Below are 19,904 nucleotides of genomic sequence, written 5' to 3' on the forward strand. Positions count from 1 at the left end.
TAGCGAAAGTGGAGTAGGGATGGACATCGCGCATTTGCATTTCCTGGTGGCGGAAGCCGACGCTGCCCAGCGCAGGACGCTGGTGGAGCTGCTCGGCCAATTGGGCGCGAGCCGCGTGACCGACGTGCCGGACGGGCACCTGGCGCTGCAGCGGCTGGAGCCGGGCATCACGCCGAAGGTCGACGTCGCGATCGTCGACCTGGCGCTGCCGGGGATGGATGGCCTGGAACTGATCCGCAAGCTCGGCGCCATGGTCTCGGCCGGCGCCGCGGGCGCGGGGCCGCGCGTGCTCGTCACCGGCGCGCAGCCGTCGAGCCTGCTGTTCTCGGTGGAGACGCTGGCCCAGGCGCTCGGCGTCGAGCTGCTGGGCACCATCGCCAAGCCGGTGACGGCAGCCAGGCTCAAGCCGCTGCTCGACAACTACACCCCGGTCGCGCGCGCCGACGCGCGCCCGGCCGGGCCGCGCTTCAGCTTCCAGGAAATCGGCATCGGCCTGCAGAAGCGCCAGTTCGAACCCTTCTTCCAGCCGAAGATCGAACTCGCCACCGGTCAGGTGAAGGGACTGGAAGCGTTCGCGCGCTGGCGCCATCCCGAGCACGGCGTGCTGGGCCCGGGCGCATTCATCGACGCGCTGGAGCAGAACAACCGGGTGGACTTCCTCGACTGGAGCATGATCGAGATGTCGGTGGAACGCTGCCGCGCGTTCCACGACCAGGGCATCCCGATCTCGATCTCGATCAACCTGGCGCCCGAGACGCTGGCGCACCCCGCCTTCATCCGCCAGATTGGCGGCTGCATCGGCCGCCACCGCGTCGCGCCCGAATACCTGACCTTCGAAATGCCGGAATCGTCGGTGCTCAACACCGACCCGACCTTCATCGAACAGCTGGTACGGCTGCGCATGATGGGTTTCGGCCTGGCGATCGACGACTACGGCACCGGCCGCTCGAACCTGCAGCTGCTGGCCCGCATCCCCTTCACCGAGCTGAAGATTGACCGCAGCTTCGTCGACGGCGCCTCCAAGCGCCGCCCGCTGGGCACTGTGCTGCGCTCTTGCCTCGGCCTGGCGCACAGCCTGGACCGGATGTCGGTGGCGGTGGGCGTCGAAACGCGCCAGGACTGGGACTTCCTGCAGAACCTCGGCTGCACCTATGCCCAGGGCTACCACATTGCCAACCCGATGGAGGCGGCGGCCTTCCCCGCCTGGCTCGAGGACTGGCGCCACTTCTTCTGAGTCCACCGTGTCGAGCCGGCTCGGTGCCGGTTCAAGGGTGCCGGCTCAATACTCGCGCCGGTCCGGCTTGATTTCCTGCAGGATGGTCGTCGCGATCTCCTCGATCGACTTGGTCGTCGACGACAGCCAGCGGATGCCTTCGCGCTTCATCATCGCTTCGGCCTCGTTCACTTCGTAGCGGCAGTTCTCGATGGAAGCGTACTTGCTGCCCGCGCGGCGTTCGTTCCGGATCTGGGACAGGCGCTCGGGCGTGATCGTCAGCCCGAACAGCTTCGATTTGAACGGCGGCAGCGACGAGGGCAGCTTGCCGCGCTCGAAGTCGTCCGGGATCAGGGGATAGTTGGCCGCCTTCAGCCCGTACTGCATCGCCAGGTACAGGCTGGTCGGCGTCTTGCCCGAGCGCGACACCCCGACCAGGATCACATCGGCCTCGGCCAGGTTCTTGTGCGACTGACCGTCGTCATGGGCCAGCGAAAAGTTGATCGCTTCGATGCGGTTCTTGTACTCCTCGGTGTCCACTGCGTTGTGGATGCGCCCGATCGTGTGCGTCGACTTGACCCCCAGTTCCTGCTCGAGCGGCGAGACGAAGGTCTGGAACAGGTCCATGTGCATGCCCTTGGCCGCCCGGATCACGCTCGACAGGTCATGTTTCACCAGGGTCGAGAACACGATGGGCCGCTGGCCGTCGCGTGCGAAGCTGTCGTTGATGCGCCGCGCCGCCTCGTGCGCCTTCTCGATCGAGTCGATGAAAGGCAGGCGGATCTGGCGGAAACGCATTTCGAACTGGCTCAGCACCGCGTGGCCGAAGGTCTCCGCCGTGATGCCGGTGCCGTCCGACACGAAGAACACCGTGCGGGACGAAGGCGCGGAAGCGGGATTGGAGGCGGGGCTGGTTTCTATGGTCATGGTGTCGAAATGCTAATCTTTGCTGACAAAGTTGCAGCATCGTGCGGTGTGAATCGCCGGCTCACAGGGTAAAATGCTCGGCAACGGGTTTGCATTGTGCTGCACGACGGCCAGAATAACAAGAAGACGCCCCGTCTCCAGCGCTGCGCGACGGCCCTCCCGGAGGGCCGCGAAGGTTTCTATCATCAAGTAAGGGTGTTTTACCATGACTAACCTGTCTGTAGCAGCATTGAAGGAGCCTGACCAGGCGTCGAACACAGCGCGCACCTATGTCGCATCGTTCGAGAACCTGCGTATGACCGATGTCGAGTCGGTCGGCGGCAAGAACGCTTCGCTCGGCGAGATGATCTCGCAGCTGGCCAGCGCCGGCGTGCGCGTGCCGGGCGGCTTCGCCACCACGGCCGACGCCTTCCGCGATTTCCTCGACCATAGCCTCGATGCCGGTCCGTCGCTCGGCCAGCGCATCGCCACCCGCCTGGAAGGCCTGGACGTGGACGACGTGCGCTCGCTGGCCGCGGCCGGCGCCGAGATCCGCCAGTGGATCGTCGACACCCCGTTCCAGCCGCGCCTGGAGCAGGAAATCCGCGAATTCTACGAGCGCCTGGTGGCCGGTTCCGAGACCGAGGTCTCGTTCGCCGTGCGCTCTTCGGCCACCGCGGAAGACCTGCCGGACGCCTCGTTCGCAGGCCAGCAGGAATCCTTCCTGAACGTGGTCGGCATCGACAACGTGCTGGAAGCGATGAAGCACGTGTTCGCGTCGCTCTACAACGACCGCGCGATCTCGTACCGCGTCCATAAAGGCTTCACCCACGCCGAGGTCGCGCTGTCGGCCGGCGTGCAGCGCATGGTCCGCTCGGACACCGGCGCCTCGGGCGTGATGTTCACCATCGATACCGAATCTGGCTTCAAGGACGTGGTCTTCGTCACGTCCAGCTACGGCCTGGGCGAGACGGTGGTGCAGGGCGCCGTCAACCCGGACGAGTTCTACGTGCACAAGCCGATGCTCGCGCAAGGCAAGTCGCCGGTCATCCGCCGCAACATCGGCTCGAAGCTGATCAAGATGGAATTCACCAACGAAGCCAAGGCCGGCCGTTCGGTGAAGACCGTCGACGTGCCGATCGAGATGCGCAACCGCTATTCCCTGACGGATGCCGAAGTCGTCGAGCTGGCGAAATATGCCGTCATCATCGAGAACCACTACGGCCGTCCGATGGACATCGAGTGGGGCAAGGACGGCCGCGACGGCAAGCTGTACATCCTGCAGGCGCGTCCGGAAACCGTGAAGTCGCAGCAGAAGACCAGCGACGCCCAGCAGCGCTTCAGCCTGAAGGGCTCGGGCACGGTGCTCACCAGCGGCCGCGCGATCGGCCAGAAGATCGGCGCCGGTCCCGTGCGCGTGATCCACGACCCGAGCGAGATGGAACGCGTGCAGCCGGGCGACGTGCTGGTGGCCGACATGACCGACCCGAACTGGGAACCGGTCATGAAGCGCGCCGCGGCCATCGTCACCAACCGCGGCGGGCGTACCTGCCACGCGGCGATCATCGCGCGTGAACTGGGCGTGCCGGCGGTGGTCGGCTGCGGCGACGCCACCGAAACGCTGAAGGACGGCAACTTCGTCACCGTGTCCTGCGCCGAAGGCGACGAGGGCCGCATCTACGACGGCATCCTGGAAACCGAGATCACCGAAGTGTCGCGCGGCGAACTGCCGCCGATCCCGACCAAGATCATGCTCAACGTGGGCAACCCGCAGCTGGCCTTCGACTTCCAGTCGGTGCCGAACGCCGGCGTCGGCCTGGCGCGCCTCGAATTCATCATCAACAACAACATCGGCGTGCACCCGAAGGCCATCCTCGAGTACCCGAACATCGACGCCGACCTGAAGAAGGCGGTGGAGTCGGTGGCCAGGGGCCACGCCTCGCCGCGCGCCTTCTACGTCGACAAGCTGGCCGAAGGCGTGGCGACGATCGCCGCCGCGTTCTGGCCCAAGCCGGTCATCGTGCGCCTGTCCGACTTCAAGTCGAACGAGTACAAGAAGCTGATCGGCGGTTCGCGCTACGAGCCGGACGAAGAGAACCCGATGCTGGGCTTCCGCGGCGCCGCGCGCTACCTGGCCGAAGACTTCGCCGAAGCCTTCGAGATGGAATGCATGGCCATGAAGCGCGTGCGCGAAGAGATGGGCCTGACCAACGTCCAGCTGATGATTCCGTTCGTGCGCACCCTGGGCCAGGCCGAGAAGGTCATCGACCTGCTGGCCAAGTACGGCCTGAAGCGCGGCGAAGGTGGAGGCGAAGGCGGCCTGCGCGTCATCATGATGTGCGAAGTGCCGTCCAACGCCATCCTGGCCGAGCAGTTCCTGCAGTACTTCGACGGCTTCTCGATCGGCTCGAACGACCTGACCCAGCTGACCCTGGGCCTGGACCGCGACTCCGGCATGGAGCTGCTGGCCAAGGACTTCGACGAGCGCGACCCGGCCGTGAAAGCGATGCTGTCGCTGGCGATCAAGGCCTGCCGCGCGCAGGGCAAGTACATCGGCATCTGCGGCCAGGGGCCGTCGGACAACCCGGACTTCGCCCAGTGGCTGGTGGGTGAAGGCATCGAGTCGATGTCGCTCAATCCGGACTCGGTGATCGATACCTGGAACAAGCTGGCATCCGCACAGTAATTCGCGGCTTGCGCTGAACCGGCCCCCGTTGCCCTCCATGGCAACGGGGGTTTTTTCTTTGGCGCGGATCCCTATGCGGCTTGGATAAATCGCAACCCGAAGCCGTCCATTGCTGTCCATACCTGCTACACTGGCATCGATCAACTGTTTGCCAGAAAGCACATAATAATCAAGCACATCGACATCGCCGAACCCTCGCCGCCCCTTGCAGGCCGCGGGGGTTTTTTACTTGACCGAACCGAAGAAGGAGACACAACATGACCGACTGGATGGGCTGGCTGGTTGCAGCCGGCATCGTCGTGATCGCCGAACTGTTCATCGGCACCTTTTACCTCCTGATGATCGCCATCGGGCTGTGCGCCGGGGCATTTGCGGCCTGGTCGGGCGCCAGTGGGCCGGTGCAGACCTTGAGCGCGGCCGTCGTCGGCCTGGTGGCCACGGCCATCCTGCACCGCAGCCGTTTCGGCAGGCCGGCCCGTTCGAGCGCCACGCGCGACAGCAACGTCAACCTCGACATCGGCCAGCGGCTCCAGGTCGGCGCATGGGAGAACGGCCGTGCCCGCGTGATGTACCGGGGCGCGCTGTGGGACGTCGAGCTCGGCCCGGGAGCGTTGCCGGAAGCAGGCGATTACCGGATCGTCGAGGTTCTCGGGAACCGCCTGATCGTCGCCAACGCCTGATCGCCGATTCATAAGCTCAGCATATAAATAACTAGTCAACTATAAGGGATGCTCATGGAATTCTCGTTTGGTATGGTCGCCTTGGTGTTCTTCATCATCGCCCTGGTATTCATCTTCAAGACCATCAACGTCGTGCCGCAGCAGCACGCCTGGGTGGTCGAGCGCCTCGGCAAGTTCCACGCCGTGCTGGCCCCGGGCCTGAACATCGTGGTCCCCTTCATCGACCGCATCGCCTACAAGCACAGCCTCAAGGAAATCCCGCTCGACGTGCCGCCGCAGGTCTGCATCACGCGCGACAACACCCAGCTGCAGGTCGACGGCATCCTGTACTTCCAGGTGACCGACGCCATGCGCGCGTCCTACGGCTCGTCCAACTACATCCAGGCCATCACCCAGCTGGCCCAGACCACGCTGCGCTCGGTGATCGGCAAGATGGAGCTCGACAAGACTTTCGAAGAGCGCGACCACATCAACACCACCATCGTCAACGCGATCGACGAATCGGCCGCCAACTGGGGAGTGAAGGTGCTGCGCTACGAGATCAAGGACCTGACGCCGCCGGCCGAGATCCTGCACGCGATGCAGCGCCAGATCACCGCCGAGCGCGAAAAACGGGCATTGATTGCGGCCTCCGAAGGAAGGCGCCAGGAGCAGATCAACATCGCCAGCGGCGAGCGCGAAGCGGCCACCCTGCGTTCGGAAGGCGAGCGCCAGGCCGCGATCAACCGCGCCCAGGGCGAAGCGAGCGCCATCGTCGCGCTGGCCGAGGCCAGCGCCGCGGCGCTGCGTCAGGTGGGCGCGGCGATCCGCGAGCCAGGCGGCATGGACGCGGTCAACCTGCGCGTGGCCGAGCATTACGTCGACGCCTTCGGCAACCTGGCCAAGACCAACAACGCGCTGATCGTCCCGGCCAACATGGGTGACATGAGTGGTGTCATCGCCAGCGCGCTGCACATCGTGAAGTCGCAAAAATGAACGGGGCACGCAGGCCGGGTGCAGGCGTGGTGCGCACCATCGTGATCACCGGCGCGTCCGACGGCATCGGCGCCGAGATGGCGCGCCAGCTGGCGGCGCTGGAAGGCACGGCCAACGGCGGCCCCGGCGTGAACCTGGTGCTGGCCGCGCGCAATGCGGCGCAGCTCGAGGCCGTGGCCGCCGAATGCGCGACCCTCGGTGCGCAGACGATGATTGTGCCCACCGACGTCTCGATCCAGATCCAGTGCCGGCGGCTGGTCATCAGTGCCGTCGAACGCTTCGGCGGCCTCGACGTCCTGGTCAACAACGCGGGCCGCTCGGCGCATGCGCTGTTCGAGGAAGTCGAGGACCTGTCCTGGTATGAGGAGCTGATGCGCGTGAACCTGTGGGGCGCGGTCTGGTGCACGCAGGCGGCGCTGCCGCACCTCAAGGATTCGAAAGGCAGCATCGTCGCGGTGTCCTCGCTGGCCGGGCTGGTCGGCGTGCCGGGGCGGACCGCCTACAGCGCGACCAAGTTCGCGCTGACCGGTTTCTTCGAGGCGCTGCGGGCCGAACTGAAAGGTGCGGGCGTGAGCGTGACGACGGCCTATCCGGGCGTGGTGGCGACACGGATCCGCTACCGCGGCTTCAATGCGCAAGGCGAGGCGATGGGGACCAGCGCGCTGAAGGAAGAGGGTGCGATGAGCGTCGAGGAATGCGCGCGCCTGATCATCGAGGGAATGAATGCGCGCCGGCGCGAGGTGGTGATGACGGCGAAAGGGAAGATCGGGCGCTTCATGAAGCTGCTGGCGCCGGGGCTGGTGGAGAAGATGGCGCTGGCGGCATTGAAGCAGGATGTGCGGCCGCCGCAATGAAGCCTGGTCAAGCGCCGCCGCATGCAGGCGCTGCGCGGGCGCTCAGCCGTGCATGCCGGCCTGGACCGCCGTCATGTAGGTCTGAACGGTGGACAACTCCAGCAGCAGTTCGCGCACGCCATCCCAGACGATCTGCACGCCGAGGCACAGCAGGATGAAAGCGGTCAGGCGCAGGAAGACGGCCGTGCCGGCATCGCCGATCAGGCGCAGGAAGTGCTCCCCGTAGCGAAAGGCCAGGTACAGCAGCACGCCGATGATGGCCAGCGCCATCATCGCGCCGCCCATGCGCGCCAGCGACATCACGAGCTTCTCGTCGTGCAGGGCCACGCCCACCGTGATGGCCACGGAGATCGAGGCCGGACCGCAACTGATTGGGAAGGTCAGCGGGTAGAACGCCTGCCGGTGCGCGTGGTCCGGCGTGAACGCTTCGGCCAGGGCGGCGCGGCTGTCCGGGGTGGACGGTGTTGCGCTGAGCAGGCGCCATGCCACCGAGGCCAGGATCAGGCCGCCGCCGACGCGCACGATCGGCAGCGAGATGCCGAAGAAATCGAGGACGTACGAGCCGATCAGCATCGAGCCCGTCATCAGCCAGAACATGTTGCGCGCGATGCGGCGCGCCAGCAGGGTGCGGGTGCCGCCCGAGGCGCCCTCGGTCATGCTCAGGAAGATCGGCGCCGTCGCTGCGGGATTGAGGATGGGCAGCATCGCCACCAGCACGAACAAAAAGCTCCTGGCCGCTGCAGCCATTAATTCAAATGTCATGGCAATGTATTTGGATCATTGTGCGCTACCGGGCCTTGCGGCCGGTGGGTGTCGACGCGAGTGCGAGGTGCACACTGTACCTGAGCCTCGGCAAAGCGAACACACCGCTGGATCCGTGCAGATGGACCAGCTGACAAGCCGGGCGGCGCCATGGCCGGAGACCATGGCGCCGCTCCCGATACCGGCGTTGCCGGTCCGCGCGATGCGTGTTTAGAAGTCGACCGTCGCCGATACCGCCACCGTCCGCGGCGCGCCCTGGACCAGGTAGCCGAAGCCCGGGTACCCGCCCGCCGATGCCCAGTAGTTCCGGTCGGTGACGTTGTCGATGCGCGCGCGCAGCGTCACGTCGCGGTCCATGAAGCGGGCCGTGTAGTTCGCGCCGATGTCCAGGCGCGACCACGAGGGCAGGCGCTGGGTATTGGCCGCATCCGCATACTGCTTCGCCGTGTGCAGCGCACGGGCGTTGAGCGACAGCCCCTGTACACCCGGCACGTCCCATTCGGCGCCCAGGTTCAGCTGGGTGCCCGGCACGCCGATCGCGTCCTTGCCCTCGTTGACGCCGCCGGCGTTCCTGCGCTGCTCGGCCTCGAGCAGGGTGAGCCCGCCCAGCACGCGCAGGCCCGGCGCGGGCATGCCGAACGCGGTCAGTTCCAGGCCGCGGTTGCGCTGCTCGCCGAACACGCCAAAGCGCCGCTCCACCACGAAGCCGCTCGGCTGCGAGGTCGTGAACAGCGCCGCCGTGAAGCCCAGCTTGCCGCTGTCGACCTTGACCCCGACTTCCTTCTGGCGCGAGACGTAGGGGGCGAACACTTCGCCCTGGTTCACGATGTCGATGCCCGAGGCCACCGGGCCCTGCTGCAGCGCTTCGCTGTAGTTGGCGTAGACCGACACCCCCTTCACGGGTTTGTAGACGATGCCCGCCACCGGCGTGACTTCGCTCTCCTCGTAGCGGGCGTTCGGCGCGCCGGTCGTGTAATCGTAGCCGTAGTCCTTGATCTTCTGGTGGCGCGCGCCGACGGTCACCAGCAGCCGGTCGTCCATGAAGCCGAGGGTGTCGGCCACGGCAACGCTCGACAGGATCGCCTTGTGGGTCAGCAGCGGATCGGCCATGTTCCCGCCGGTGAAGAAGCCGCTCGACGGCGCCGCCACGTCCACGGGGCGGTAGATGTTCGAGGCGAAACCGGCGAAGTCGCTCATGCCGTAGGCGTTCTTCGACTGCGAATGGAAGCCGGAGACCGAGGCGCTCAGCTTGTGGCTGACCGGGCCGGTGCGCAGTTCGCCGCGCACGCCGGCTTCGCCGGTGCGGACCTTGTCCGTGCGCACGTTGTCGAAGCGGGTCATGGTGGCGCTGCCGTCGACGGCCGTCACGGTCGGCGAGGAGATGACGTTCGACTCATCGCCCTCGCGCACGCCGACCGCGGCCCAGGCCACCGCGCCGCCGGGCAGGTCGAGCTCGCCGCGCAGCGTGCCGAAGGTGTCGCGCTCGCCCGAGAAGGTCCAGGGCTGGGCGTAGTTGCTGCTGCTGTCGGGAGCCTGGATGACCGGCAGGCCGGCGCCCATGGTCACGCTCGGACGCGCGCCGCGCAACTGGTGGTCCTGGTGGCCGACGTCGGCCGACACGCGGTAGCCGCGGCCGCGGTAGTCCACGCCCACCGAGTACAGGCTCAGCTCACGGCTTTCGCGGTCCACCGCGGTGTCGCCGTCGCGGCGTACCGCGTTGACGCGCACGCCCAGGCGGCTTTCCGGTCCGAAGCGGCGGGCGATGTCCGTCGCGAGATAGCCCTGGCCGCCCGATTCGACGCCGGCCGTGACCTGGGTAAGGGGTGCATTCGGCGCGCGCTTGGGCAGCAGGTTGATGGCGCCGCCGATGCCGCCGCCGCCCGGCGCCGCGCCGTTCACGAAGCTGTTGGCCCCGCGCAGCACTTCCACGCGCTCGAGCAGTTCCGAGGCCACGAACTGGCGCGGCAGCATGCCGTACAAACCGTTGTAGGCCAGGTCGTCGGAGTTCACGGCAAAGCCGCGGATCACGTACAGCTCCTGGTAGTTGCCGAAACCGCGCGCCACCCGCACCGACGGGTCGTTCTGTACCACGTCCGCAACACTGCGCGCCTGCTGGTCCTGGATCAGGGCCTGGGTGTAGTTCATGGTGTTGAAGGGCGTATCCATGATGTCCACGTTGCCCAGCAGGCCCATGCGGCCGCCGCGCGCGACCTGGCCGCCGGCGTAGGCGGACGGCAGGCCCTGCGCCGAGGCGTCGGCCGAGGCACTGACCACGACGGTGGCGACCGGTTCGACGTTGGCGGATTCCTGGGCATGGGCGGCGCCGGCGAGCAGGGAGGCGGCGATGGCGATCGGGCTCAGGGCCAGGCGGGAGGCAAGGGCGGAAGTACGGCTGGATGCGCGGGCAGATGCGCGGACTGAAGGAGCGGTGGCGGACGATTTCATCGGCGGAACCTGTTTTTCTTAATGAGAATAATTATCATTCTATCCGGTTTGGGTTGCTTCTGTAAATGAGAACGATTATTATTCTCCGGACCTAACCTGAGCATACGCTAACCCAACAAGCTTTCACCCACTCATGTCGCCCACCAAGCTGCGCCGCTGGGGCTGGATCCACAAGTGGAGCAGCCTGGTCTGTACCGTCTTCATGCTGCTGCTGTGCCTGACCGGCCTGCCGCTCATCTACCACCACGAGATCGGCCACCTGCTCGGCACCGACGTGGAAGCGCCCGCCCTGCCGCCCGCAATGCAGGCCAACCCGCCGCGCGGCAACATCGACGCGGTGCTGGCCTCGGCCCGGGAGCTGTACCCGAACAAGATTCCAATGTACATGTCGCAGGAGATCGATGAGCCGGCGATCTGGAACGTCACGCTGGGCGACCATCCGAACGACGAACAGTACAAGCCGATCGCGGTCGACGCCCGCACCACCAAGGTGATCACCGAGCCAGCCTTCGAAGGCGGGGCCTTCATGTCCACCATGTTCCGCCTGCACGTCGACCTGTTCGCGGGCCTGTACGGCAAGCTGTTCCTCGGCTTCATGGGCCTGCTCCTGATCGTCGCCGTCGTGAGCGGCGTGGTGCTGTACGCCCCGTTCATGCGCAAGCTCGATTTCGGAACCGTACGGCGCGACAAGAGCAGCCTGCTGAAGTGGCTCGACCTGCATAACCTGCTGGGCATCGTCACCCTGGTGTGGGTGTTGGTGGTGGGCGCGACCGGCATGGTCAATACCTGGGCCGACCTGCTGCTCAAGTACTGGCAGAACACCGAGATCGCCGAGATGCTCAAGCCGTACCAGGGACGCGGCGAGCCGAAGATCGACAACATGGCGTCGATCCACGACGCGATCCTGCGCGCCGAAGCGGCCGAGCCGGGCATGAAGGTCGCCTTCGTCGCCTTCCCGGGCACCCCGTTCACCAGTTCCCACCATTACGGCGTGTACATGCGCGGCGACGAGGCCTTCAGCTCGCGCCTGTACAAGCCGGTGCTGATCGACGCCGCCACTGGCGAGATCACCGACCGCCGCGAACTGCCCTGGTACCTGACCGCGCTGCTGCTGTCGCAGCCGCTGCACTTCGGCGACTACGGCGGCCAGCCCATGAAGCTGCTGTGGGCGCTGCTCGACATCGGCACCATCGTCATCCTCGGCAGCGGCCTGTACCTGTGGATCAGGCGTGCGCGCAGCGCCAGGGCGTTCAAGGCCGGCACGCAAGCACCGCCGCAGGAGGCGCAAGCGCCGGCACTGGTCCGTTCGACGGAGGCGTCATGATCCGCTCCACCGCCCGGATCTGGGCCATGCCGGTGCTGCTCGCCGTGCTCACGCTCATCGGCCTGGTCGCCGCCCTGCTGGGCGACGGCGCCTGGGACCTGGTCTCGGCGGTGACGCTGGGCGCCCCGGTCGCCGTCGGCATCTGGTACAGCCTGCGCCGCAAGCGCTGAGCGCACCGAATCGGCCCACGAATCAGTCCTACCGAGCGCGCCCCGAACCTGTATACTTCGGCAACGAATTCAACAGCTAGAGGCGCGTATGTTTGCAGCAGTGGACCTCGGTTCCAACAGCTTCCGATTGCACATCGGCGAACCGGCGGGCGGGCGCATGCACATCGTGCGTACCGCGCGCGATCCGATCCGGCTGGCCGCGGGCCTGGACAAGGACAACATGCTGTCCGAGGCTGCCATGCGCAGCGCGGTACGCTGCCTGCAGGACTTCCGCGCCATCCTCGACGAATACACGCTCGACGCGGTGCGCGTGGTGGCCACCAACACCCTGCGCGTGGCGCGCAATGCCGAGCAGCTGCTGCCCCAGCTGGAGGCAGCGATCGGCCATCCGGTCGAGGTCATCTCCGGCGAGGAAGAGGGGCGCCTGATCTACATGGGCGTGGCGCGCGCCATCGACAAGCCCGACGAGCGGCGCCTGGTGGTGGACATCGGCGGCGGCTCCACCGAAGTCATCGCCGCGATCGGGCCGGAGATCAACCTGGTCGAATCCTTCGGCATCGGCACGCAGCCGCAGACAGCCGCCTTCTTCGGCGACGGCCGCATCACCGCCGCCCTCTTCGATGCGGCCGTGACCGAGGCGCGCGCCCGCTTCGAGGATGCGGCCGGCCTGTACAAGGCACAGGGCTGGGACGCGGCCTACGGCTCGTCCGGCACGATGCGCGCAATCAATGAAGTGCTGTCGAAGAACGCCATCGGCGACGGCACCATGTCGCAGGCCAGCCTGCACGCGCTGCGCGACATCCTGCTCGAACTGGGCCACGTCGATGCCTTCAGCATGCCGGGCGTGAAGAAGGAGCGGGTGCCGGTGATGGTGGGCGGCCTGACGGTCCTGATCGGCGTGATGCAGGAGCTCGGCATCGAGCGGCTCACGGCGATCAACGCCGGCCTGCGCCTGGGCGTGCTGTCCGACCTCGAGCTGCGCGCCAACCGCCGCGACCGGCGCGACGCGGCCATTCGCGCCTGCATGCGCCGCTTCGGCGTGGACAGCCAGCGCGCGCTGCGCACCTCGCGCATCGCCTCGACCCTGTACGAGAAGCTGGAGCCCTCGGACTCGCACCATTACCTGTGCTGGAGCGCCATGCTGCACGAAGTCGGGCTGGCCGTGTCGATGACCGGCGCGCACAAGCACGGCGCCTACATCGTCGAGCATGCCGACCTGCCGGGGTTCACGACGCGCGAACAGCGCCGCATGAGCGTCATGGTGCTGGGGCAGAAGGGCAACCTGCGCAAGATCCGCGATGCGCTGGGCGACGCCGACCTGGCCAAGGCCGTGCTGGCCCTGCGCATGGCGGTGGTCTTCATGCACGCGCGCGCCGACGACGACCTGGCCGGGCTGAAGCTGCGCATGAAGGCCCGCATCGACGCGGCGCGCATCGACATCGACCTGCCGCGCATGCTGCTGGACCGGCATCCGACGCTGGCGCCGTGGCTGGAGAAGGAAGAGGGGGCCTGGGGAGAGGTCGGGATACCGTGCCAGGTGCGGGTGGTGTGACGCAGGCCTAGCGCAGCTGCCCGATGAAATCCGGCCCCACCACCAGTTTCAGATAGGGCAGGCCCTCACTGCCCTTGGTGCTGATCCAGAACACCCCCGCCTTGCGGATGCGCCAGTCCTGCTTGCCGCCGCACAGCACCAATGACACCACCTGGCCCAGCAGCGGCTGGTGTCCCACGATCAGGGCCGGCTGGCGGTGTTCCGGCCAGCCGCAGGCGTCCAGGATGGCTTCCGCGCTCGAGTCGGTACCCAGGGCGTCCAGGCGCTTGTAGTTGCGGCCCAGGGCCTCCACCGTCTGCACGCAGCGGGTGGCTGGACTGGACAGCACCCGCACGTCGTCCGGCAGCTGGCGGTGCAGCCAGGCGCCGACGCGGCCGGCATGGCGTTTGCCCTTGGCGGTGAGCGCGCGGGTCAGGTCGGGCGCGCCCGGTTCCGGCGTTTCCGCCTCAGCGTGGCGCCACAGGATCAGGTCCATGTTCGTTCTCCTTGGTAGGCAGGCTGTTCGCTCCGAGCATTTCCATCAGCATCTGCTGGGCGCTGACGGCCTTCTGGCCGTTGCGCGGCTTGCGCCGCTTGTAGTGGCCGTCGCTGCCCAGGTCCCAGGCATTGACGTTGTCCTTCAGGTAGGGGTGCAGGCCCTCGCGCAGGACGCGGCGCTTGAGCGCAGGCGAGCGCACCGGGAAGGCCACCTCCACGCGCCGGAACAGGTTGCGGTTCATCCAGTCCGCGCTCGACAGGTAGATGTCGTGCTTCAGGTCGTTGCGGAAGTAGAAGATGCGGGTGTGTTCCAGGAAGCGGCCGACGATCGAGCGCACCCGGATGTTCTCGCTCATGCCCTTGACCCCGGGGCGCAGGGCGCAGGCGCCCCGGATGATCAGCTCGATGCGCACGCCGGCCTCCGATGCCTCGTACAGGGCCTTGATGACCGATTCGTCGGTGAGCGAATTCATCTTCGCGATGATGCGCGCCGGACGGCCATGGCGCGCGATCGCGGCCTCTTCGCGGATGGCGCGCACGATCTCCTTGTGCAGCGAGAACGGCGCCAGCCAGATGCTGGTGAGCTGCTTCGGGCGGGTCAGGCTGGTCAGGTGGATGAACACCTCGTTGACGTCGGCCGTGACATCTTCGCTCGCCGTCAGCAGGCCCATGTCGGTATAGAACTTGGCGGTGGTCGAGTTGTAGTTGCCGGTGCCGAGGTGGGCGTAGCGGCGCAGGCCGCCCGCCTCGCGGCGGATCACCAGCGCCATCTTGGCATGGGTCTTCAGGCCCACCACGCCGTACACCACCTGGGCGCCGGCCTGTTCCAGGCGCCCGGCCCAGTTGATGTTGGCTTCCTCGTCGAAGCGCGCCATCAGTTCGACGATGACGGTCACCTCCTTGCCGCGCTGCGCGGCGCCGATCAGCGCCTCCATCAGGTCCGAGTTCATGCCGGCGCGGTAGATGGTCTGCTTGATCGCCACCACGCAGGGGTCGCTCGCGGCGGTCTGGATGAACTCGATCACCGGCTGGAAGGACTCGAACGGATGGTGCAGCAGGACATCCTGCTTGCGCAGCGAGGCGAAGATGTCGGGGCCGGTGAGCTTGGGCGGGAAGCCCGGCACGAAGGGCGTGAACTTGAGCTCGGATTTGTCCTGGGTGTTGGCCACCTCCAGCAGGCGGCCCAGGTTGACCGGGCCGTCGACCGCGAACAGGCGGCTGCGGTCGATCTCGAACTGGTTGAGCAGGAAGTTCGACAGGTGCGGCGGGCAGCCGCGACCTACCTCGAGGCGCACCGCGAAGCCGTAGTTGCGGCTGTGGAGTTCGCTCTGCAGCGCCTGGCGCAGGTTCTTCACTTCTTCCTCGTCCACCCACAGGTCGCTGTTGCGGGTGACGCGGAACTGGGAGTAGGAGACGACTTCGCGGCCGGTGAACAGGTCGGCCATGTGGGCCTGGATCACCGAGGACAGCAGGCAGAAGGACTGGCCCTTCTTGTCGGAGAGCTCGTCCGGCAGGCGGATCACGCGCGGCAGCACGCGCGGCGCCTTCATGATCGCGATCCCGGTGCCGCGCCCGAAGGCGTCCTTGCCGGCCAGTTCGACGATGAAGTTCAGGCTCTTGTTGATCACCCGCGGGAAGGGGTGGGCAGGGTCCAGTCCGATCGGCGTGAGCAGGGGGCGCACCTCGTGGTCGAAGAACTGCTTGACCCACGCGCGCTGGGCGGCGTTGCGCTCGCTCCGGCGCAGCATGTGGATGCCGTTCTCGGACAGCCTCGGCAGGATCTCCTCGTTGAACAGCCGGTACTGGCGTTCGATCAGGACGCGGCATTCGGCGGATGCACGCTCCAGCGTGGTCGCCAGCGCATGCGGGATGCCGTTGTGGCCGGCCTCCATCTGGTGCTGGGCCAGCAGGCTGGCCACCCGCACCTCGAAGAACTCGTCGAGGTTGCCCGAGACGATCGTCAGGAAGCGCAGCCGCTCCAGCAGCGGTATCGACGGGTCTTCCGCCTGGGCCAGCACGCGCCGGTTGAATTCGAGCAGCGACAGTTCCCGGTTCAGGAACGCGCCGCCTTCCGGAATGCTTCTGGCCTCGGTTTCCAGGGCCTTGTGTTTCATATCCATTGGTTCTGCGTCGTAGTGTCGGCGCAGGCAGTGTAGTGGGCGAATATGACAACGATGTTACATCGACAATCCCGAGGGTGCCTCTTGTTCGATATTATGCAGATTGACTAAATAGCATCGTTTTTAAGCATCGCTAAAGGAATCGTCCGTATAACGTTCTCATCATAACAAGAGGAGGATCGCCAGATGAAAGCGTTCGTGCGTGCCAACAAGGGTTTCCTGATGTTCATTCTGTTGTTCGGCGTCTTCCGCACCGCCGTGGCGGACTGGAGCCCGATCCCGTCGAGTTCGATGCGGCCCAACCTGCTGGAAGGGGACGTGGTGTTCTTCAACCGCCTGGCCTATCACCTCAAGGTGCCGCTGACCGACATCGTGGTGGCGCGCACCGGCGAACCCCGGCGCGGCGAGGTGGTCATCTTCAGTTCGCCGCACGACGGCACCCGCCTGATCAAGCGCGTGCTGGCGCTGCCGGGCGACCGGGTCGAGATGCGCGACGGGCGCCTCGTGATCGACGGCGTCGCGTCGCAGTATGCGCTGGACGAGGTGGTGCAGGAGGCGATGCCGGAAGGTAAGCTGGACGCGCTGCGCATGCAGGAAACCGTGGATGGCCGGCGGCACCGCATCCAGCGGCTGCCGCAGCGGCTGGTCGCGCGCGACTTCGGGCCGGTCACCGTGCCGCCGGACGCCTTTCTCATGCTGGGCGATAACCGCGACAACAGCGCCGACTCCCGCGTCATCGGCTTCGTGCCCCGCAAGCTCCTGATCGGCCGCGCCGAGCGCATCCTGGTCTCGGCCGATTACCAGGGCAACTGGATGCCGCGCCCCGAGCGTTTCGGGATGTCGCTGCGCTAGGCAGCGACATCCGTCTTTTGAAGGGCTGCCAAAATTGTTCTGCTGAAATCCAGTACAATCGCGTCCCCTCCGGACGCTTGCCCCGACGCGTCGCCGTCAAGTGCCGGATCTTTCCAGATTCAGAAGGCACTTCCATGCAACGACTCCTCACCGTCATCCTCGCCTGCCTCGGCATGATCGGGGCACTCGCGATCGACACCTACCTGCCGTCGATGCCCGCCATCGGCGCCGAGTTCGGGGTGGGGGCGGTGGCCGTGCAGCAGACGCTGAGCGTGTTCCTGTTCACCTTCGCCTTCATGATGCTGTTCTACGGCACGCTGTCCGATTCCTTCGGCCGGCGCCCGGTGATCCTGGCCGCCTTGTCGCTGTACACGCTTTCCTCGATCGGCGCGGCGCTGGCGCCGACCTTCGGCTGGCTGCTGGTGTTCCGCGCGCTGCAGGGCCTGTCGGCGGGCGCCGGCTCGGTGATCGGCCAGGCCATCGTGCAGGACCGCTTCTCCGGCGCCCAGGCGCAGAAGATGATGTCGCACATCATGATGGTATTCGGGCTGGCGCCGGCCATCGCGCCGGTGCTGGGCGGCTGGCTGCACGTGGCCTTCGGCTGGCGCTCGAACTTCGTGTTCCTGGCCATCTTCGGCGCCGCCATGATCCTGCTGGTGACGCGCATGTTGCCGGAGAGCCTGCCGCGCGAGAAGCGCCAGGCCTTCCACCCGGCGACGATCGGCCGCAACTACCTGATGGTGCTGCGCCACCCGCAGTTCGTGATGCTGGCGCTGGCCCTGGGCCTGGTGTTCGGCGGGCTGTCGCTGTATATCGGCTCGGCCGCGAACTTCGTCATGGAGATCCTGGGCCTGCCCGAAACCGCGTTCGCCTGGATGTTCATCCCGCTGATCGGCGGCATGGTGCTCGGGTCGGCCTGGGGCGGCAAGCGCGCCACCAGGGTGCCGCCGGCACGCCTGCTGTGGATCGGCTATGCGGTGATGGGCGTGGCATCGATCCTGAACGTCGGCTACAACGCGCTGTTCCCGGCCAGCATCCCGTGGGCGGTGTTGCCGCTGGCGGTCTTCACCTTCGGCCTGGCCGTGGCCATGCCCGGCATCCAGCTGTCGGCAATGGGGCTGTTCCCGCACAATCGCGGCCTGGCGGCCTCGATGGTCGGCTTCATCCAGATGATGTCCTTCGCGCTGGTGTCGGGGCTGGTGGCACCGCTGCTGTTCGGCAGCGCGTTCAAGCTCGCCTGCGGCGCGGCGATCGGCGCGGTGCTCAGTTTCCTGATGTGGCGCCTGAGCCTGCGCTTCGCCAGGCCGGACTAGGGTATGTGTTCTCGTAGGGTGGTCGGCTACGCCGACCGCGCGTTCAACTGACGAAGGCGCAGGGATAGGGCATGGGTTGCTTGAACGCGCGGACGGCAAGCCGTCCACCCTACGAAGACTGCCGTCCCGAGCAAATATGCAATCGGACACCCTTAGCGCAGAAGGGCGGCGGAGCGATGCAGGAAAGGACCGCTTCCTGCCTGCGGCGATCAGCGGCGGTGCTGCTTCATCGCCGAGGCCACTTCGCGCTTGGCGTCGCGGTCCTTCTCGGTGGCGCGCTTGTCGTGCTGCTTCTTGCCCTTGGCCAGCCCGATCTCGCATTTGACGCGCCCGCCCTTGAAGTGCAGGTTCAGCGGCACCAGCGTGTAGCCGGAACGCTCGACCTTGCCGACCAGCTTGTCCAGTTCGGCGCGGTGCAGCAGCAGCTTGCGGGTGCGCAGGGCTTCGGGGTGGCTGAAGGCGGAGGCGGTGTTCAGCGCGCTGATGTGGGCGCCGAACAGGAACAGTTCGCCGTTGCGCACGACCACGTAGGCTTCCTTGATCTGCACCTTGCCTGCGCGGATGGCCTTGACTTCCCAGCCTTCGAGCACGATACCGGCTTCGTAGCGGTCCTCGATGAAGTAGTCAAAAAAAGCTTTTTTATTGTCAACGATACTCATGAAATAGCGAAAATCCGCGTCTCGGTTAAACTACTGCTGTGGCGCCAGATATACAACACATGGCGCAAAATGCAACTCGTCCAACATCATAACAAACGGTTGACCAATGGCAGTAGTGCACAAATCAGTTTTTCTGGGCTATAGCACGGAGCAGATGTTCGATCTCGTCGCAAAGGTCGAAGATTATCCGAAATTCCTTCCCTGGTGCGGGGGCGTGAAAGTGATCGAACGCAGCGAAGACAAGCTGGTGGCCAGCCTGCAGATCAATTTTCACGGCGTCAAGCAGAGTTTTACCACGTCGAACCACAACAACCGGCCGACGCAGATGAAGATGCACCTCGTCGACGGCCCGTTCAAGATGCTGGAAGGAACGTGGAACTTCAAGGCCTTGCGTGCCGATGCCTGCAAGATCGACTTCGATTTGCACTACGAGTTTTCGAGCATCATCCTGGAGCAGATCATCGGGCCGGTGTTCGGCATGATCGCCAACAGCATGGTGGACTCGTTCTGCAAGCGCGCAGAGGCGATCTATGGATGAGATGCTGCAAGCGCAGTTGCAAGCGCAGTTGCAGGTCTACGTCTGCTACGCCACCGCACGCGACGAATTCCTGCGTCCGATGAAGGTCGCGCCCGGCACGACGATCGGCCAGGCCATCGAGATGAGCGGCGTGCTCGAAGCCTACCCGGACATCAACCTGGCGACGCAACCGGTCGGCATCTACGCCAAGAAGAAAACCCTCGACACGGTGCTGCGCGAGCGCGACCGCATCGAAATCTACCGGCCCTTGATTGCCGACCCGAAGGAATCGCGCCGCAAGCGCGCGGCGAAGAAGGCTGACGGCGCGCCGTCGTCCGGCGGTGCCCGTCCGCCCGCGGCTTGAGCCGCCGTGCCTTTGCTTCGTACATGCTGAGTGCG

At 66.2% G+C, this 19,904-nt stretch carries 18 protein-coding genes; 12 read left to right on the forward strand and 6 right to left on the reverse strand.

Annotation, left to right across the window (positions count from 1 at the left end; all coding sequences use genetic code 11):
- Nucleotides 1–19 precede the first annotated feature (19 nt).
- Nucleotides 20–1,234, forward strand: a complete 1,215-nt coding sequence (locus ACFFJK_RS13195) for an EAL domain-containing response regulator (RefSeq protein WP_379679705.1) — start codon at nucleotides 20–22, stop codon at nucleotides 1,232–1,234.
- A 45-nt stretch (nucleotides 1,235–1,279) separates the two neighbouring features.
- Here ACFFJK_RS13195 and ppsR read toward each other — a convergent pair whose 3' ends face one another.
- Nucleotides 1,280–2,140 carry a posphoenolpyruvate synthetase regulatory kinase/phosphorylase PpsR gene (gene ppsR, locus ACFFJK_RS13200; RefSeq protein WP_379679707.1) on the reverse strand — a complete coding sequence of 287 codons (861 nt, stop codon included), beginning with the start codon at nucleotides 2,138–2,140 and terminating at the stop codon, nucleotides 1,280–1,282.
- A gap of 295 nt (nucleotides 2,141–2,435) precedes the next feature.
- Here ppsR and ppsA point away from each other — a divergent pair, with 295 nt between their 5' ends.
- The 4 genes from ppsA to ACFFJK_RS13220 all read left to right on the forward strand — a co-directional run bounded on the left by ppsA (nucleotide 2,436) and on the right by ACFFJK_RS13220 (nucleotide 7,314).
- Entirely contained in the window at nucleotides 2,436–4,805 is a 2,370-nt protein-coding gene (gene ppsA, locus ACFFJK_RS13205) for a phosphoenolpyruvate synthase (RefSeq protein ID WP_379679753.1), read from the forward strand.
- Between the two features lie 257 nt (nucleotides 4,806–5,062).
- On the forward strand, nucleotides 5,063–5,485 hold the full coding sequence (locus tag ACFFJK_RS13210; protein WP_379679708.1) for an NfeD family protein: 423 nt from the start codon (nucleotides 5,063–5,065) through the stop codon (nucleotides 5,483–5,485).
- A 54-nt stretch (nucleotides 5,486–5,539) separates the two neighbouring features.
- Nucleotides 5,540–6,460 carry an SPFH domain-containing protein gene (locus ACFFJK_RS13215; protein ID WP_379679709.1) on the forward strand — a complete coding sequence of 307 codons (921 nt, stop codon included), beginning with the start codon at nucleotides 5,540–5,542 and terminating at the stop codon, nucleotides 6,458–6,460.
- A gap of 29 nt (nucleotides 6,461–6,489) precedes the next feature.
- Entirely contained in the window at nucleotides 6,490–7,314 is an 825-nt protein-coding gene (locus ACFFJK_RS13220; RefSeq protein WP_379679754.1) for an SDR family oxidoreductase, read from the forward strand.
- A gap of 42 nt (nucleotides 7,315–7,356) precedes the next feature.
- Here the strand turns inward: ACFFJK_RS13220 and ACFFJK_RS13225 are convergent, their stop codons facing one another.
- The gene (locus ACFFJK_RS13225; protein WP_379679710.1) at nucleotides 7,357–8,076 is read right to left on the reverse strand and encodes a MarC family protein; all 720 of its coding nucleotides are present in this window, start codon (nucleotides 8,074–8,076) and stop codon (nucleotides 7,357–7,359) included.
- A 210-nt stretch (nucleotides 8,077–8,286) separates the two neighbouring features.
- Nucleotides 8,287–10,521, reverse strand: a complete 2,235-nt coding sequence (locus tag ACFFJK_RS13230; RefSeq protein ID WP_379679711.1) for a TonB-dependent receptor — start codon at nucleotides 10,519–10,521, stop codon at nucleotides 8,287–8,289.
- 133 nt (nucleotides 10,522–10,654) lie between these two features.
- Here ACFFJK_RS13230 and ACFFJK_RS13235 point away from each other — a divergent pair, with 133 nt between their 5' ends.
- The 3 genes from ACFFJK_RS13235 (at nucleotide 10,655) to ACFFJK_RS13245 (ending at nucleotide 13,567) form a co-directional block, all read left to right on the forward strand.
- Nucleotides 10,655–11,845: a PepSY-associated TM helix domain-containing protein gene (locus ACFFJK_RS13235; RefSeq protein WP_379679712.1), complete on the forward strand. Its 1,191-nt coding sequence runs from the start codon at nucleotides 10,655–10,657 to the stop codon at nucleotides 11,843–11,845.
- Nucleotides 11,842–12,015 carry a hypothetical protein gene (locus tag ACFFJK_RS13240; RefSeq protein ID WP_379679714.1) on the forward strand — a complete coding sequence of 58 codons (174 nt, stop codon included), beginning with the start codon at nucleotides 11,842–11,844 and terminating at the stop codon, nucleotides 12,013–12,015. The genes ACFFJK_RS13235 and ACFFJK_RS13240 overlap by 4 nt, the downstream gene beginning before the upstream one ends.
- A gap of 88 nt (nucleotides 12,016–12,103) precedes the next feature.
- Nucleotides 12,104–13,567 (forward strand): Ppx/GppA phosphatase family protein, encoded by a 1,464-nt coding sequence (locus tag ACFFJK_RS13245; RefSeq protein ID WP_379679715.1) that lies wholly within the window; start codon nucleotides 12,104–12,106, stop codon nucleotides 13,565–13,567.
- Between the two features lie 7 nt (nucleotides 13,568–13,574).
- Here the strand turns inward: ACFFJK_RS13245 and ACFFJK_RS13250 are convergent, their stop codons facing one another.
- Together ACFFJK_RS13250 and ppk1 are read right to left on the reverse strand one after the other, a co-directional pair.
- Complete coding sequence (locus tag ACFFJK_RS13250) at nucleotides 13,575–14,042, reverse strand: SixA phosphatase family protein (protein ID WP_379679716.1); 468 nt, start codon at nucleotides 14,040–14,042, stop codon at nucleotides 13,575–13,577.
- Nucleotides 14,014–16,164, reverse strand: a complete 2,151-nt coding sequence (ppk1, locus tag ACFFJK_RS13255; RefSeq protein ID WP_379679717.1) for a polyphosphate kinase 1 — start codon at nucleotides 16,162–16,164, stop codon at nucleotides 14,014–14,016. The genes ACFFJK_RS13250 and ppk1 overlap by 29 nt, the downstream gene beginning before the upstream one ends.
- A gap of 186 nt (nucleotides 16,165–16,350) precedes the next feature.
- Between ppk1 and lepB the strand changes: the two genes are divergently transcribed.
- Together lepB and ACFFJK_RS13265 are read left to right on the forward strand one after the other, a co-directional pair.
- Nucleotides 16,351–17,016 (forward strand): signal peptidase I, encoded by a 666-nt coding sequence (lepB, locus tag ACFFJK_RS13260; protein WP_379679718.1) that lies wholly within the window; start codon nucleotides 16,351–16,353, stop codon nucleotides 17,014–17,016.
- A gap of 134 nt (nucleotides 17,017–17,150) precedes the next feature.
- Complete coding sequence (locus ACFFJK_RS13265; RefSeq protein WP_379679719.1) at nucleotides 17,151–18,329, forward strand: multidrug effflux MFS transporter; 1,179 nt, start codon at nucleotides 17,151–17,153, stop codon at nucleotides 18,327–18,329.
- A 209-nt stretch (nucleotides 18,330–18,538) separates the two neighbouring features.
- Here ACFFJK_RS13265 and smpB read toward each other — a convergent pair whose 3' ends face one another.
- Nucleotides 18,539–18,988, reverse strand: coding sequence for an SsrA-binding protein SmpB (gene smpB / locus ACFFJK_RS13270; protein ID WP_379679720.1), 450 nt, complete (start codon nucleotides 18,986–18,988; stop codon nucleotides 18,539–18,541).
- Between the two features lie 106 nt (nucleotides 18,989–19,094).
- Between smpB and ACFFJK_RS13275 the strand changes: the two genes are divergently transcribed.
- Both ACFFJK_RS13275 and ACFFJK_RS13280 read left to right on the forward strand, forming a co-directional pair.
- Complete coding sequence (locus ACFFJK_RS13275) at nucleotides 19,095–19,526, forward strand: type II toxin-antitoxin system RatA family toxin (RefSeq protein ID WP_379679721.1); 432 nt, start codon at nucleotides 19,095–19,097, stop codon at nucleotides 19,524–19,526.
- Entirely contained in the window at nucleotides 19,519–19,869 is a 351-nt protein-coding gene (locus tag ACFFJK_RS13280; protein ID WP_379679722.1) for an RnfH family protein, read from the forward strand. Before ACFFJK_RS13275 ends, ACFFJK_RS13280 begins: the two co-directional genes overlap by 8 nt.
- Nucleotides 19,870–19,904: the final 35 nt, after the last annotated feature.

It is taken from the genome of Massilia consociata (assembly GCF_042432755.1).
GTDB lineage: Bacteria > Pseudomonadota > Gammaproteobacteria > Burkholderiales > Burkholderiaceae_D > Telluria > Telluria consociata.

Excerpts from the sequence above, each read along its gene's own strand:
- ACFFJK_RS13195 (WP_379679705.1), top strand. The coding sequence starts at position 20 with ATGGACATCGCGCATTTGCATTTCCTGGTGGCGGAAGCCGACGCTGCC.
- ppsR (WP_379679707.1), bottom strand. The coding sequence starts at position 2,140 with ATGACCATAGAAACCAGCCCCGCCTCCAATCCCGCTTCCGCGCCTTCG.
- ppsA (WP_379679753.1), top strand. The coding sequence starts at position 2,436 with ATGACCGATGTCGAGTCGGTCGGCGGCAAGAACGCTTCGCTCGGCGAG.
- ACFFJK_RS13210 (WP_379679708.1), top strand. The coding sequence starts at position 5,063 with ATGACCGACTGGATGGGCTGGCTGGTTGCAGCCGGCATCGTCGTGATC.
- ACFFJK_RS13215 (WP_379679709.1), top strand. The coding sequence starts at position 5,540 with ATGGAATTCTCGTTTGGTATGGTCGCCTTGGTGTTCTTCATCATCGCC.
- ACFFJK_RS13225 (WP_379679710.1), bottom strand. The coding sequence starts at position 8,076 with ATGACATTTGAATTAATGGCTGCAGCGGCCAGGAGCTTTTTGTTCGTG.
- ACFFJK_RS13230 (WP_379679711.1), bottom strand. The coding sequence starts at position 10,521 with ATGAAATCGTCCGCCACCGCTCCTTCAGTCCGCGCATCTGCCCGCGCA.
- ACFFJK_RS13235 (WP_379679712.1), top strand. The coding sequence starts at position 10,655 with ATGTCGCCCACCAAGCTGCGCCGCTGGGGCTGGATCCACAAGTGGAGC.
- ACFFJK_RS13240 (WP_379679714.1), top strand. The coding sequence starts at position 11,842 with ATGATCCGCTCCACCGCCCGGATCTGGGCCATGCCGGTGCTGCTCGCC.
- ACFFJK_RS13245 (WP_379679715.1), top strand. The coding sequence starts at position 12,104 with ATGTTTGCAGCAGTGGACCTCGGTTCCAACAGCTTCCGATTGCACATC.
- ACFFJK_RS13250 (WP_379679716.1), bottom strand. The coding sequence starts at position 14,042 with ATGGACCTGATCCTGTGGCGCCACGCTGAGGCGGAAACGCCGGAACCG.
- ppk1 (WP_379679717.1), bottom strand. The coding sequence starts at position 16,164 with ATGGATATGAAACACAAGGCCCTGGAAACCGAGGCCAGAAGCATTCCG.
- lepB (WP_379679718.1), top strand. The coding sequence starts at position 16,351 with ATGAAAGCGTTCGTGCGTGCCAACAAGGGTTTCCTGATGTTCATTCTG.
- ACFFJK_RS13265 (WP_379679719.1), top strand. The coding sequence starts at position 17,151 with ATGCAACGACTCCTCACCGTCATCCTCGCCTGCCTCGGCATGATCGGG.
- smpB (WP_379679720.1), bottom strand. The coding sequence starts at position 18,988 with ATGAGTATCGTTGACAATAAAAAAGCTTTTTTTGACTACTTCATCGAG.
- ACFFJK_RS13275 (WP_379679721.1), top strand. The coding sequence starts at position 19,095 with ATGGCAGTAGTGCACAAATCAGTTTTTCTGGGCTATAGCACGGAGCAG.
- ACFFJK_RS13280 (WP_379679722.1), top strand. The coding sequence starts at position 19,519 with ATGGATGAGATGCTGCAAGCGCAGTTGCAAGCGCAGTTGCAGGTCTAC.